The following is a 13,808-nucleotide window of genomic DNA, read 5'->3' as shown; positions in this document are numbered from 1 at the left end:
CCCCCCGTGCGCCGAGCGCACCCTCAGCGGTGGCCGGGCTCGGCCGGCTCGCGGACCAGCCGGGTGCGCACCGCGGGGACGCGGGCGGGCCATGGCAGCACCGCCTTGCGGACGGCGCGGGCAGGGCGCCGCCGCACGGCGGCGATCCCGGTCATCCGGTCGGTCACGGCGCCACGACGCGGCGAGGGGACGCGGGCGGGCCATGGCAGCACCGCCTTGCGGACGGCGCGGGCAGGGGCCCGTCGCAGGGTGGCGATCCGGGTCGTCCGGTCGGTCGGGGCCACGACGCGCTCGGCCACCGGCCGCGCCGCGCCTCGTCACCGCCGAGCGCCCGCAACCGGCCGGGAAGCACCGCCTCGGTGCCGTTCCGCGGGACCATCGGGGTGAACGGGCAGGGGGCGGGGAGCCCGGAGAAGCCGAGCCGCGCGAGGCTGCGGCGGCCGTCCCCGACCGTGAGGCGGGCCGGCCGGATCCCGGGCCGCAGCAGGGCCCGCCGTCCGGCGTGCCGCGGCGCGCCGCCGCCCCTGGCGGTCGTTCGAGCGGTGGGCGGCGCGCGGTGGGCAGCGGGCGCAGGCGGTACGCAGCAGGCCGCCCCGCCGGGGCCGCGTACGGGGGTCGCGGTCCGGCGGGGCGGTGAATGCGGGGGGCCGGTGGTGCCGGGCGTCCCGTCCCCACGATGACCCGGCCACCGGCCCCCGGACCCGGCGCCGTCCGCTCAGGCGGCACCGGGTGCTGAGGGGGCCGTACGTCCTACATGTGGACGGCGGCCACGGCGTTCTCGTCGAGCGGCGCGGGACGGCCGCCGCGGTACATGAACAGGGCCAGCACACCGCCGACGGCGAGCAGCGCGGCCGACCACCAGTACGCGGTCGAGTAGCTGTGCAGTGCGGCCTGTGCGGGGGCGAGCTTGCCGGTGTGGTCAGCCAGGTACGAGGTCGCGGCGCTCGCGGCCAGCGTGTTGAGCAGCGCGGTGCCGATCGAACCGCCCACTTGCTGCATGGTGTTGACCGCGGCCGAGGCCACGCCCGCGTCGGACTCGCCGATCCGCTCGGTGGCCACGCTCATCGCGGTGGGCATCACCAGGCCGAGGCCGAAGCCGATGACCAGCAGCGGCGGCAGCACGTTCGCCGCGTACGTGCTGTTCAGGTCGAGGACGGTCAGCCAGGCCATGCCCGCCGCCGCGACGATCATGCCGAGCGGCACGATCGGCCGCGGGCCGAACTTGGGCAGCAGCGAGTTGGTGACCAGCTGGGCCGCCACCATCAGGGCGCCGATCATCGGCAGGAAGCCGAGACCGGTCTTGACCGGGGTGTAGCCCAGCGACTGCTGGAGGTAGTACGTCAGGAAGAGGAAGACGCCGAACATGCCGGCGCCGGACAGGGCGAGCACGGTGAAGGACGCGCCCCGGTTGCGGTCGAGCAGCACCCGCAGCGGCAGCAGGGGGTGCCTGGCGCGGGTCTGCCACCAGCTGAAGGCGGCCACCAGCACCACGCCGACCAGCAGGAAGCCCCAGGTCATCGGGGAGCCCCAGTGGTGCTTGTCGGCGTTCGAGAAGCCGTAGACCACGCAGAACAGGCCGACGGTCACCAGCAGCGTGCCCGGCAGGTCCAGCTTCGCCCGGTGGGCGGGGGCGCCCTTGCGCAGCACCGTCATGCCGCCGATGAAGGCGATCACGGCGAAGATCAGGTTCACGTACAGCGTCCAGCGCCAGCTCAGGTGCTCGGTGAGCACACCGCCGAGCAGCAGGCCGACACCGCCGCCGGCGCCGGCGATGGCGCCGTAGATGCCGAACGCCTTCGCGCGCTCCTTGGCGTCGGTGAAGGTGGTGTTGAGAAGCGAGAGCGCCGCGGGGGCGAGGAGGGCGCCGAACAGGCCCTGCAGGGCGCGACCGGAGACCAGCACCTCGAAGTTCTGTGCCGCGCCGGCCAGCGCGGAGGCGGCGGCGAAGCCGACGACGCCGACCAGGAAGACGATCTTGCGGCCGATCAGGTCGGCCAGCCGGCCGCCGAACAGCAGCAGCGAGCCGAAGGCGAGGGAGTAGGCGGTGATGATCCACTGCCGGTCGCCGTCGGAGAAGCCGAGCGCCTTCTGGGCGGACGGCAGTGCGATGTTCACGACGGTGGCGTCGAGGACCACCATCAGCTGGGCGACGGCGATGACCGCCAGCACCCACCAGCGGTGGTTGGCCTTCTCCGCCGGGGCGCCGGGGGCGTTGTCCGGTACGGACTTCTTGAGCCGGTCGACGGGGACGTCGGCCGCGGATTGCGAGGACATCAGGCGGATCTCCTGAGGTGGGACGGGTAGGGCTGTACCGCAGGAAGAACGAAACGGTTTCGTACTCCATGACCGTACGACGGCGACTATCGAAACGCAAACGTTTCGCTGAGGCCGGGGGTGTGCGCCTGCTCACACCCCGTCCCGCCCCGGCGCTACGAGTCCACGCGGCCCGTCACCGCGACCGTCACGCCCAGGCCGATCATCGCGATCCCGCCGGTCCCGCCCACCGCCGCCATCCGCCGCGGCGAGCGGGCGAACCAGGTGCGGGCCGCGGACGCGGTCAGCGCCCAGCCGCTGTCGCACAGCAGGGCGATCACCGTGAACACCAGGCCGAGCAGCAGCATCTGCTCGTGCACGCGGCCGGCGTCGCGGTTCACGAACTGGGGGAGCACGGCGGCGAAGAAGACCATCGTCTTGGGGTTGGTCACCCCGACGACGAAGCCCTCCCACAGCGTACGGAGGTCACCCCCGCGGGCCGGAGCGGGTCCCGCCGCGACGTCCTCGCGCAGCGACGCGGCGAGCGCGCCGCGGTGGCGGAACGCTTTGACGCCGAGGAAGACCAGGTAGGCGGCGCCGACCAGCTTCAGCCCGACGAACAGGGCGACCGAGCGGGACACGACCTCGCCGAGACCGACCGCGACCAGGGCGATCAGGGCGTAGGCCCCGATCGCGTTGCCCAGGACGCTGCCGAGGGCCGTACGCCGGCCGTGCGCGAGGGCGCGGCCCAGCACGAACAGGACGCTCGGGCCGGGGATCAGCACCAGCACCAGAGACATCGCGGCGAAGCCGCCCACCCGATCGATCGTCACCCCGTCACGCTACCGCCGCCCCCCGCGGCGGCGCCCCCCTTTTTCGCTCAGGGGAGCAGCCCGCCGCGGCGGGCGGCGGTGACGGCTTCGAGCCGGGTGTGCGCACCCAACTTCCGCATGGCGGACCGCAGGTACGACTTGACCGTCTCCGGCCGCAGCCTGAGCCGCGAGGCGGCCACCGCGTTGGTCGCGCCGGAGGCGATCGTGGTCAGGACATCCAGCTCGCGCGGGGTGAGCGGGGCCAGCGGCGGCCGGGCGCCGGCGGACGACACCGCGGCGGAGGCCAGCCGCGCGCAGGCCGCGAGCAGGTCCTGGCGCAGCCGCGCGTCGGGGATCCGCACCGCGAGCGCCCGCAGTTCGGTGTGCGCCTCGCGCACCTCCTCCCAGGCCCGCGGGTCCGCGGCGACCGGTGCCTGGCACGACGCGAGCAGCCGGCGCGCCTCGTCCCGTACCGCGAGCGCCTGCTCGAGGTCGCGTGCCGCGTCGATCGCGGCGGCCAGCGGCCGGTCACCGAGGCTGAACGGCTGGCGCAGCGCCCCGTAGAGCACCCCGCGCACCTGGCGGTGCACCACGATCGGCACCGCGAGCACCGACCGCAGCCCCTCGCCCGCGACGGCGGCGTCGTACTCGTGGCTGATGGCGCGCGACGAGCCGTAGTCCGTCACCGCGCAGGGCCGCCCGAGGGCGAGGGTCTTCCCGCCGAGCCCGTTGCCGGTGCGCACGGCGAGCCCGCGCAGCGAATCCGTGTCGGCCCCCGCCAGTTCGCTGATCCGGAACTGCTGCGCACCGGCTCCCGCCACCAGCCCGCCGAAGGCCACCGGCAGCAGCCCGGACCCGCGCATCCGCAGCAGGGCGGCCCGCACCTCCATGGCCTCGCCGCGACTGCCGTCCACCGCGCCACCTCCTCACCCCCGTCCGGGGGTAGTGAGACCCACGTCACTACCGCACGATGCTACCGAGGGGACATCCACAAGGAGGACACATGGCGGCATCGGACGCGACCGGGGCATTCCGGGCCGCCCGGGACTTCCTGCTGCGGCACCGCGAGGACTATACGGCGGCCCGTGACGGCTTCCGCTGGCCGGTTCCCGAGCGGTTCAACTGGGCGCTCGACTGGTTCGACGTCATCGCCGCGGGCAACGACCGCCCGGCCCTGTGGATCGTCGAGGAGGACGGCACCGAGTCGCTGATCTCCTACCGCGAGATGTCCGACCGCTCCGACCGGGTCGCCTCCTGGCTGCGGGCCCGCGGGGTGCGGGCCGGCGACCGGGTGCTGCTGATGCTGGGCAACCAGGTCGAGCAGTGGGAGTCCGCGCTCGCCCTGATGAAGCTGCGCGCGGTGCTCATCCCGGCGACCCCGCTGCTCGGCCCGGCCGACCTGCGCGACCGGATCGGCCGCGGGCGGGTCAGGCACGCGATCGTGCGGGCCGCGGACATCGGCAAGTTCGACGAGGTGCCGGGCGACTACACCCGGATCGCGGTCGGCGGCGACGCCCCCGTGCCCTGGTCGGCCTACGAGGAGGCCTACGCGACGCCGCCCGGCTTCACCCCGGACGGGCCGACCGCCGGGTCCGACCCGCTGATGCTGTACTTCACCTCCGGCACCACCGCCCGGCCCAAGCTGGTCGAGCACACCCACCTGTCGTACCCGGTCGGGCACCTGGCCACCATGTACTGGATCGGGCTGCGCCCCGGCGACGTGCACCTGAACATCTCGTCACCCGGATGGGCCAAGCACGCCTGGTCGAGTCTCTTCGCGCCGTGGAACGCCGAGGCGACCGTCTTCGTGCACAACTACACGCGGTTCGACCCCGCGCGGCTGATGGCCGAGATGGACCGCTGCGGGGTGACCAGCTTCTGCGCGCCGCCCACGGTGTGGCGGATGCTGATCCAGGCCGACCTGAGCGCGCTCACCACCCCGCCGCGGGAGGTGGTGGCAGCGGGCGAGCCGCTCAACCCGGAGGTGATCGAGCACGTGCGGCGGCTGTGGGGAGTGCTGATCAGGGACGGCTTCGGGCAGACCGAGACCGCGGTCCAGGTCGCCAACACACCCGGCCAGCTGGTCAAGGCCGGCTCGATGGGGCGCCCCACCCCCGGATACACCGTGACCCTGATCGACCCGGTGACCGGCGTACCCGCCAACGAGGGCGAGATCTGCCTCGATCTGAGCAGCCGCCCCGTGGGCCTGATGACCGGGTACGCGGGCGACCCCGAGCGCACCGAGGAGGCGATGGGCGGCGGCTACTACCGCACCGGCGACATCGGCAGCCGGGACGCGGACGGCTACATCACCTACGTCGGCCGGTCGGACGACGTCTTCAAGTCGAGCGACTACAAGATCAGCCCCTTCGAGCTGGAGAGTGCGCTGCTGGAGCACGAGGCGGTCGCCGAGGCCGCCGTGGTGCCCGCGCCCGACGAGGTGCGGCTCGCGATCCCCAAGGCCTACGTGGTGCTCGCCGAGGGCTGGGCACCGGACGGCGACACCGCCAAGGCGATCTTCGCCCACTCGCGGTCGGTGCTGGCGCCGTACAAGCGGATCAGGCGGCTGGAGTTCGCGCCGCTGCCCAAGACCGTCTCGGGCAAGATCCGCAGGATCGAGCTGCGCGAGGCGACGATGCAGGACGGCAGCGCCGAATTCCACGAAGAGGACCACCGGTGACCGCCGAGCCCTCCTACGCCCACGGAACAGGGAGCACCCCCTTGCTCGGCGACACCGTCGGCCGCAACCTCGACCGGGCCATCGCCGCCCACCCCGACCGCGAGGCCCTGGTCGACGTGGCGGGCGGCCGCCGCTGGACGTACGCGGAGTTCGGCCGCGCGGTCGACGAGGTGGCCCGCGGGCTGGCCGCCAGGGGGGTGCGCAAGGGCGACCGGGTCGGCATCTGGGCGGTGAACTGCGCCGAGTGGGTGCTGGTGCAGTACGCCACCGCCCGGCTCGGCGCGATCATGGTGAACGTCAACCCGGCCTACCGGCTGCACGAACTGGCCTACGCGCTGCGGCAGTCGGGCGTGTCGGTGCTGATCGCCTCCACCGGGCACCGCGGCACCGACTACCGCCTGATGGTCGCCGAGGTCCGCGGCAACTGCCCGGACCTGCGCGAGGTGGTGCACATCGGCGACCCGTCGTGGGACGCGCTGACCGCCGCGGGCAAGGACCTCGACGAGGGGTATCTGGCCTCCGTCGAGGCGACGTTGAGCTGCGACGACCCGATCAACATCCAGTACACCTCGGGCACCACGGGCTTCCCCAAGGGCGCCACCCTCTCGCACCACAACATCCTCAACAACGGCTACTTCGTGGGCGGTACGGTCGGCTACAGCGAGCAGGACAGGATCTGCCTGCCGGTGCCCTTCTACCACTGCTTCGGCATGGTCATGGGCAACCTCGGCGCCACCTCGCACGCCGCCTGCATCGTGATCCCGGCACCGGCCTTCGACCCGGCCGCCACCCTGCGCGCGGTCCAGCAGGAGCGCTGCACCTCGCTCTACGGCGTCCCCACGATGTTCATCGCGGAGCTCGGGCTGCCCGACTTCGCGGACTACGACCTCAGCTCGCTGCGCACCGGCATCATGGCCGGGTCGCCGTGCCCGGTCGAGGTGATGAAGCGGGTGATGACCGAGATGCACATGGCCGAGGTGTCCATCTGCTACGGGATGACGGAGACCTCCCCGGTCTCGACCCAGACCCGGCGCGACGACCCGCCGGACCACCGCACGGCCACCGTCGGCCGTGCCCTGCCGCACATCGAGGTCAAGGTGGTGGACCCGGCGTCGGGGGTCACACTGCCGCGCGGCACGGCAGGTGAGCTGTGTACGCGCGGCTATTCGGTGATGCTGGGCTACTGGGACGATCCGGACCGTACGGCCGAGGCCCTGGACCGCGGGCGCTGGATGCACACCGGCGACCTGGCGGTGATGCGCGACGACGGCTACGTGGCGGTCGTCGGCCGGATCAAGGACATGATCATCAGGGGCGGCGAGAACGTCTATCCGCGGGAGGTCGAGGAATTCCTCTACGGCCACCCCAAGGTGTCCGACGTGCAGGTGGTCGGGGTGCCCGACGAGCGGCTCGGCGAGGAGGTCCTGGCCTGCGTCATCCCCCGGGACCCGGCCGACCCGCCGACCCTCGGCGAGATCACCGCCTACTGCGAGGGCCGGCTCGCCCACTTCAAGATCCCCCGCCACCTGCGGATCCTGGACGCCTTCCCGATGACGGTCAGCGGCAAGGTCCGCAAGGTGGAGCTGCGCGCCGGCTTCGCGGCGGGCGACGGGGCGGAGCACCCGTCGGTCACACCGCAGGCATGACCGCGGTCGGGGCGTGCCACGGCTCGGTCGCCGGCTCCCCGAACTCCACCACCGCGGAGATGTCGGCCGTGACCGACATCGAGATGTCGGTGATCCGCTCCAGGATCGCCTCGACCACGACCGGCACCCGGTGCTCCGCGGCGAGTTTCGCGGCCTGCCCGAAGGCCGCGGCCAGCTCCCCTGGCTCCGTGACCCGGATCGCCTTGCAGCCGAGGCCCTCGGCGACCTTGACGTGGTCCACGCCGTAGACGCCCATGTCGGGCGAGTTGGTGTTCTCGAACTCCAGGTTCACCTGGAAGTCGATGCCGAACCCGGCCTGCGCCTGCCGGATCAGTCCCAGGTAGGCGTTGTTGACCAGCACGTGCACGTACGGGATCCGGTGCTGCGCGCCGGCGGCCAGCTCCTCGATCATGAACTGGAAGTCGTAGTCGCCGGACAACGCGACCACCTGCGCGCCCGGTTCCGCCGTCGCGATCCCCAGCGCCGCCGGCACGGTCCAGCCGAGCGGCCCGGCCTGACCGCAGTTGATCCAGTGCCGCGGCCGGTAGACGTGCAGCATCTGGGCGCCGGCGATCTGCGACAGCCCGATGGCGGACACGTAGCGGGTCTCGGGGCCGAAGGCCCTGTTCATCTCCTCGTAGACCCGCTGCGGCTTCATCGGCACGTCGTCGTAGTGGGTACGCCGGTGCAGCGTCGCCTTGCGGTCGCGGGCCGAGGCGGCCCAGCGCGAGCGGTCCGGCAGTTCGCCGCGCTCCGCCGACTCCCGCGCCACCTCGACGAACAGCCCGAGTGCGGCCCCGGCGTCCGAGGCGATCCCGTAGTCGGGCGGGAAGATCCGGCCGATCTGGGTCGGTTCGACGTCCACGTGCACGAAGGTGCGGCCCCTGGTGTAGACGTCGAGGCGGCCGGTGTGCCGGTTGGCCCAGCGGTTGCCGATGCCGAGCACGAAGTCCGATGCGAGGAAGGTGGCGTTGCCGTACCTGTGCGACGTCTGGAGGCCCACCATCCCGGCGTTGAGCGGGTGGTCGTCGGGTATCGCGCCCCAGGCCATCAGGGTGGGGACCACCGGGATTCCGGTCAACTCCGCGAACTCCAGCAGCAGGTCGCAGGCGTCGGCGTTGATCACGCCGCCACCGGCGACGATCAGCGGGCGCTGCGAGGCGTGCAGCATCGCCACCGCCTTCTCGATCTGCGCCCGTGAGGCGGCCGGCTTGTACACCGGCAGCGGCCGGTAGGTCTCCGGGTCGAACTCGATCTCCGTCTGCTGCACATCGATCGGCAGGTCGATCAGCACGGGCCCCGGCCGCCCCGAGCGCATCAGGTGGAACGCCTGCTGGAAGACCCCGGGCACCTGGGCCGCCTCCAGCACGGTGGTCGCCGCCTTGGTCACCGGCCCGGCGATGGCGGCGATGTCCACCGCCTGGAAGTCCTCCTTGTGGATCACCGCGGTGGGCGCCTGCCCGGTGATGCACAGGATCGGGATCGAGTCCCCGATCGCTGAGTAGAGCCCGGTGATCATGTCCGTCCCCGCGGGCCCCGAGGTCCCGATGCACACCCCGATGTTCCCGGCCCGCGCCCGGGTGTAGCCCTCCGCCATGTGCGAGGCGCCCTCCACGTGCCGGGCCAGCGTGTGCCGGATGCCGCCGACGGCCTTGAGGGCCGCGTAGAAGGGGTTGATCGCGGCCCCTGGCACGCCGAACGCGGCGTCCACGCCTTCGAGTCGGAGGATCTCCACGGCTGCCTGAGCGGCGGTCATCCGGGCCATTGCCCCTCCTGGGGTATCTCGATGTTCCACAATACGGAAAAAAGATTCTGCTATCCGGAAGCAACGTAGGCATGGCGGTGCCGCACCGTCAAGGGGGGCGTCATACGGGAGGGCGCCGCGGTGCCGGGGGCGGGCCGAAGGGAGTGCGGGGCGGTGCTCAGCGGGCGGCGGCAGGTCCCGAGCGGATCAGGGCGTCCGCCGCGTCGTTGACCGGCTGCGGCGTCCCCGTGAGGTCCATGACGAACAGCGGGACACCCAGGTGGTCCGCCCGCAGCCGGGCGTCGTGCGCGTAGCCGGCGAGGGAGAAGAACGCGCCCGCCGCGTCCTCGTTCGCGCAGTTGAGCCACAGGCACTCGACGTCGCGCACCGCGGTCGGCTGGGTGGTCGGGTCGACCTGGGCGACCAGGCCCTTGCCGCGCAGGTCGATGCCGTTGGCCGTACGGTCGCCCGCCAGGCGCACATCGGCGAAGCCGAGCCACTTCAGGTACTGCGCGGCAGCCGTGAGGGCGTCCCGCCCGGTGCGGATGGTGACCGGGCGGAAGGGCGGCCGGTCCGTCGGCGGCGGCGGTACCTCACCGGTCGGCTCCGGGGCCGTCCCGCCGGGGTGCGGCGCGGGCAGCAGCCCGGGTTCACCCGCCGCCTCGTCGTCCACCGGCAGCCGGATCAGCGCACCGCACGTGCAGCCGAACTCCGGCTGCGGCCAGTGGTCGGTGCGCCCGCAGTCGGGGCAGCGCAGCCTCACCCATGAGTCGTCCCACGACGGGTGCCTGATCTCCACCGGCAGCCCGCCGCGCAGCACCGGCAGGCAGAGCGGCGCCCCGCACGCGCAGGGGTACGTCGGCGCGGTGTAGGTGTGGTCTCGGCGGCAGGCCGGGCAGCGCACCAGCACGCTCTCTGCCATGGGTCGCAACTTCCGGTCGGTGTCGTGCCCCCATAGTGCAGGAAGTTCGCGCCTGCTGTGACCGATGACGGACAGTCCGTCACCTCTGGCCGCCCGGCGGTGCGCTCGGCGCGACAGGACAGTCACGCACCGCCGGGCGGTGTCCGGGAGGGTCCCCGGTCAGCCGCTGACCGGCAGCCCCGAGAGCCGCTCGACGCCGCGCAGCAGCGCCGAGTGGTCCAGCCCGCCGTCCCCTTGCGCCCGCAGCGACGCCACCAGGCCCGCGACCACCGATCCCACCGGCAGGGCGGCGCCGACCGCGCGCGCCGCGTCGGTGACGATGCCCATGTCCTTGTGGTGCAGGTCGACGCGGAAGCCGGGGGCGAACTCGCGCTTCAGGAAGCCGGTCTTCTTGCGGGTCAGCACGGTGGACCCGGCGAGCCCGCCGTTCAGCACGTCGAGGGCGGCGGACAGGTCCACGCCCGACTTCTCCAGGAAGACCACGGCTTCCGCGCAGGCCTGGATGTTGACCGCGACGATGAGCTGGTTCGCCGCCTTGACCGTCTGCCCGGCGCCGTGCGGGCCGCAGAGCACCACCGTCGTGCCCAGGGCGTCCAGGAGGGGCCGGGCCCGGGCGAAGTCCGCCGCGTCACCGCCGACCATGATCGACAGCGTCGCCTCGACCGCTCCCGCCTCACCGCCCGACACCGGGGCGTCCAGTACCCGGATGCCCTTCGCCGCGGCGGCCTCCGCCAGGTCGATCGACGTCCGCGGGGTGATGGAGGAGGTGTCGATGAGCAAGGCGCCGACCTTGGCGTGGGCCAGGATCCCGTGCTCGCCGTACGCGACGGCCTCCACCTGCGGTGAGGCCGGCACCATGGTGACGATCACGTCGGCGTCCAGGACCGCCTCGGCCACCGACCCCGCGGCGGTGCCGCCCTTCGCCGCCAGGCGGGCGAGCTTGTCCGCCTCCAGCGTGTACCCGGTCACGTCGTAGCCGGCGGCGATCAGGTTCTCCGACATGGGGGACCCCATGATCCCCAGGCCTATCCAGGCCACTTTCGGCTTGGGTGTCCGCATGTGCGTCACTCCTCGGTCGTCTGCGGGTCGTTCGGGGGCGGCCCCGCCTCGGGCGGACCCGGCTGGTCGAGCCAGCCGAAGCCGGCCGCGCTCCCGCCGGGAGGCGGCTTGTACTCGAGTCCGACGAACCCCCGGTATCCGGTGGCGGACAACCGGGCGAGCAGGTCCCGCAGCGGCAGTCCGCCCGTACCCGGGGCCCCGCGCCCGGGGAGGTCCGCGATCTGCACGTGCCCGACGAGGCCGGCATGGCGGTCGATCACCGCTGCGAGATCCGCGCCGCCCATCGCCAGGTGGTAGAGGTCGAGCAGCAGCCGCGCGTTCCCGAGCCCGCTCGCCTCGTCGACCCGGCGCACCACCGCGACGGCGGCCTCCGCGTCGACCAGCGGAAAGCGCGGCGACTCCACCGCGTTGAGCGCCTCGATCAGCAGCGTCGCCCCGACCCGGTCCGCGGCGGCCGCGGCCAGGACGAGGTTGTCCAAGGCGAGCGCGTCCTGTTCCGCGGGGTCGATCCCGTCGATCCGGTTGCCGTACAGCGCGTTGAGCGCCGTGCAGCCGACGGAGGCGGCGAAGCCGGCAGCGACCTCGATGTTGGCGCGGAAGCGTTCCGACTCGGCGCCCGGCAGCGACAGCGCGCCGCGGTCGGGTCCCGGCAGCAGCCCTGCGTAGAAGTTCAGGCCGACCAGCCGGGTGCCGGCCGTCTCCAGGGCCGTCCGCAGGTCGTCGAGCGCGGCCTTGCCCGGGGTGGGCTCCTCGGGCCACGGCCACCACAGCTCGACCGCGTCGAAGCCCGCGGCGGCGGCGGCCGCCGGCCTTTCCAGCAGCGGGAGTTCGGTGAACAGGAGGGAGAGGTTCACGTCGAAGCGCGCGGCGGTGAAGCTCACGAGATGCACTCCTTCCGTATTGCGGAAGTATTATTCTGTCTCGTGGAAGAGTGAAACAGCTCCTGCGGCGATGTCAAGCCATCGCGAGCCGCCCCTGCTGGCACCCGGCTGGCATCCGGCTCGCATGCCGTTCGCCCCCGGCCCGCGTCCTGCCGCCGGTCGTGGCGCAGGCCGCCGGGTTCCGCCGCAGCTCAGCGATGAGGCGCCCCCGGTCGCGGACGGGCCGCCGCATATTCGCTCGGATCCGCCTTCCGCCCAAGGTGCGTCCCGCTCGCGGATGGCTGGTGTATGACTCGTGGATACCTTGGGGATGGCTCGCGGAAAGCCCTCCGGTAATGGGGCAGAGTTAACGCTGCTTTACATGCCGGTAATTTCTGCGGGATATGTCCGATTGCTCGCATCCGTGTACGGTGCGCACGGTCCGGTGTGTCCTGTTTGCGGGCAGGAATTCGCCTTTGCGGCTCCGGTCGATGCCGGGGACATTGATGCCCGTAGGCCGCGCCGATTCTCTGGACAAGGTAAAGAGGCCTGCCGTACTGTCCTCTCTGACCGCAACCAGCCGGACCGACTGGATTTAGACCTTGCTCTCCGTGTACACCAGCGGGGCGGGGGCGGGGGGTCGACACGGGGCTACGGGGATGGTGGATTGGTGGTCTTGTCCAACGCGCTCGAAAACAGTGCAGGATTACCATCGGGAAATGGGGTATCGCCGCTACGGGCGGTGGACCATACGCGTTTCACGGTACTCGGAATGCTGGCCGTCACCGACGGCAGTGAAACAGTGGTGCTTCAGCCCTCGCGACCTGCGGCTTTGCTCGCCGCATTGCTGCTGAATGCCAACTCGGTCGTTTCCGTGGATTTCCTCCAGCGCGTCATCTGGGGTGAGGAAACACCCGCGCAAGGCAAGTCGGCACTGCACAGCTGCGTGCTGCGGCTGCGCCGGCTGTTCGGCAAGTACGGCATCGCGGGAAACATGATCGAGGCGGTGCCCGGCGGATACCGGCTCACCGCGGACGCGGCCACCCTCGACCTGGTCCGTTTCCGCCAACTGCTCGGTTCTGCTTATGCCACCGGCGATCCGGAGGCCGAACTGCGCCTGTTGCGGGCGGCGCTCGCGCTGTGGCAGCCCCCGCTGCTGGCCAACGTGCCCTCGGATCTGCTGCACCGCGACGAACTGCCGAAACTCCAGGAGGAGTGGCTGCGGGCGATCGAGCGGGTATTCGACCTCGAACTGGAGTGCGGCAGGCATCGCGAGGCGCTGGCCGAACTGTGGCCGACCGCCCGCGCCCACCCCCTGCACGAGCGCTTCACCGAGCAGTTGATGGAGGCGCTTGACCGGGTCGGGCGCAGGGCAGAGGCACTTGCCGAATACCGCAGGCTCAAGTCGCACCTCGCCCAGGTGCTGGGCGTCGACCCGGGGCCCGCCCTGCAGCGGCTCGAACTGGCCATCCTGCGCGGTGAGTCGTCCAGCGGCCAGGATGCCGGGCCGTCGCGCAGGCAGCAGCCGCAGGCCGCCGCGGTGGCGGCACCGGGCCCGGTGGCCGGCGAAGCCGTCGACGGCGGCCGGGTCCTGGACAGCCTGGTCGGCGCGGGCCTGCTGGAGAAAGGGCCCGGCGGGCTCTACCGGGTGCACGAACTCCTGCGCGTCTTCACCCGCGCCGCCGCGGCCCGCGAGGCCGGCGCCCCGCCAGGACCACCGCGCCCGTCCCTTCCCGTGCCCCTGCCCGCGTCCGCGTCGGCCCGCTCGGGACACACCACCACAGAACCGCAGCGGACCGCTGCCGCAGGACTGCACCCCACGGAGGCGTGAC

General features: G+C 72.5%; 11 protein-coding genes. 3 read left to right on the top strand and 8 right to left on the bottom strand.

Going from position 1 to position 13,808, the window contains the following annotated elements; genetic code table 11:
• Positions 1 to 23: 23 nt before the first annotated feature.
• The 4 genes from ACGFMP_RS28460 to ACGFMP_RS28445 all read right to left on the bottom strand — a co-directional run bounded on the left by ACGFMP_RS28460 (position 24) and on the right by ACGFMP_RS28445 (position 3,955).
• Positions 24 to 299 (bottom strand): hypothetical protein, encoded by a 276-nt coding sequence (locus ACGFMP_RS28460; protein WP_393675873.1) that lies wholly within the window; start codon positions 297 to 299, stop codon positions 24 to 26.
• A 451-nt stretch (positions 300 to 750) separates the two neighbouring features.
• Positions 751 to 2,274, bottom strand: a complete 1,524-nt coding sequence (locus ACGFMP_RS28455; RefSeq protein ID WP_393675872.1) for an MFS transporter — start codon at positions 2,272 to 2,274, stop codon at positions 751 to 753.
• Positions 2,275 to 2,429: 155 nt separating this feature from the next.
• Positions 2,430 to 3,053, bottom strand: a complete 624-nt coding sequence (locus ACGFMP_RS28450) for a LysE family translocator (RefSeq protein WP_393675902.1) — start codon at positions 3,051 to 3,053, stop codon at positions 2,430 to 2,432.
• A gap of 80 nt (positions 3,054 to 3,133) precedes the next feature.
• On the bottom strand, positions 3,134 to 3,955 hold the full coding sequence (locus ACGFMP_RS28445) for a LuxR C-terminal-related transcriptional regulator (protein WP_393675901.1): 822 nt from the start codon (positions 3,953 to 3,955) through the stop codon (positions 3,134 to 3,136).
• A 113-nt stretch (positions 3,956 to 4,068) separates the two neighbouring features.
• Here ACGFMP_RS28445 and ACGFMP_RS28440 point away from each other — a divergent pair, with 113 nt between their 5' ends.
• Complete coding sequence (locus ACGFMP_RS28440) at positions 4,069 to 5,745, top strand: AMP-binding protein (protein WP_393675871.1); 1,677 nt, start codon at positions 4,069 to 4,071, stop codon at positions 5,743 to 5,745.
• Complete coding sequence (locus ACGFMP_RS28435; protein WP_393675870.1) at positions 5,742 to 7,391, top strand: AMP-binding protein; 1,650 nt, start codon at positions 5,742 to 5,744, stop codon at positions 7,389 to 7,391. Before ACGFMP_RS28440 ends, ACGFMP_RS28435 begins: the two co-directional genes overlap by 4 nt.
• On the opposite strand, the gene gcl is transcribed toward ACGFMP_RS28435, so the two are convergent.
• The 4 genes from gcl to ACGFMP_RS28415 form a co-directional block, all read right to left on the bottom strand.
• Positions 7,375 to 9,156 (bottom strand): glyoxylate carboligase, encoded by a 1,782-nt coding sequence (gene gcl / locus ACGFMP_RS28430; RefSeq protein ID WP_393675869.1) that lies wholly within the window; start codon positions 9,154 to 9,156, stop codon positions 7,375 to 7,377. The two genes, ACGFMP_RS28435 and gcl, sit on opposite strands and share 17 nt — an antisense overlap.
• A 157-nt stretch (positions 9,157 to 9,313) precedes the next feature.
• Positions 9,314 to 10,057: a hypothetical protein gene (locus ACGFMP_RS28425; protein ID WP_393675868.1), complete on the bottom strand. Its 744-nt coding sequence runs from the start codon at positions 10,055 to 10,057 to the stop codon at positions 9,314 to 9,316.
• Between the two features lie 159 nt (positions 10,058 to 10,216).
• Positions 10,217 to 11,116, bottom strand: coding sequence for a 2-hydroxy-3-oxopropionate reductase (locus ACGFMP_RS28420; protein ID WP_393675867.1), 900 nt, complete (start codon positions 11,114 to 11,116; stop codon positions 10,217 to 10,219).
• Between the two features lie 5 nt (positions 11,117 to 11,121).
• Positions 11,122 to 11,997 (bottom strand): TIM barrel protein, encoded by an 876-nt coding sequence (locus ACGFMP_RS28415; protein WP_393675866.1) that lies wholly within the window; start codon positions 11,995 to 11,997, stop codon positions 11,122 to 11,124.
• Between the two features lie 751 nt (positions 11,998 to 12,748).
• On the opposite strand from ACGFMP_RS28415, the gene ACGFMP_RS28410 reads away from it, so the two are divergent.
• Positions 12,749 to 13,807 carry a BTAD domain-containing putative transcriptional regulator gene (locus ACGFMP_RS28410; RefSeq protein ID WP_393675865.1) on the top strand — a complete coding sequence of 353 codons (1,059 nt, stop codon included), beginning with the start codon at positions 12,749 to 12,751 and terminating at the stop codon, positions 13,805 to 13,807.
• The last annotated feature ends 1 nt before the right edge of the window (position 13,808 follow it).

It is taken from the genome of Streptomyces sp. NPDC049040 (assembly GCF_043197715.1).
Lineage (GTDB): Bacteria > Actinomycetota > Actinomycetes > Streptomycetales > Streptomycetaceae > Actinacidiphila.
This window is presented reverse-complemented; position numbering and strand designations above follow the sequence as displayed.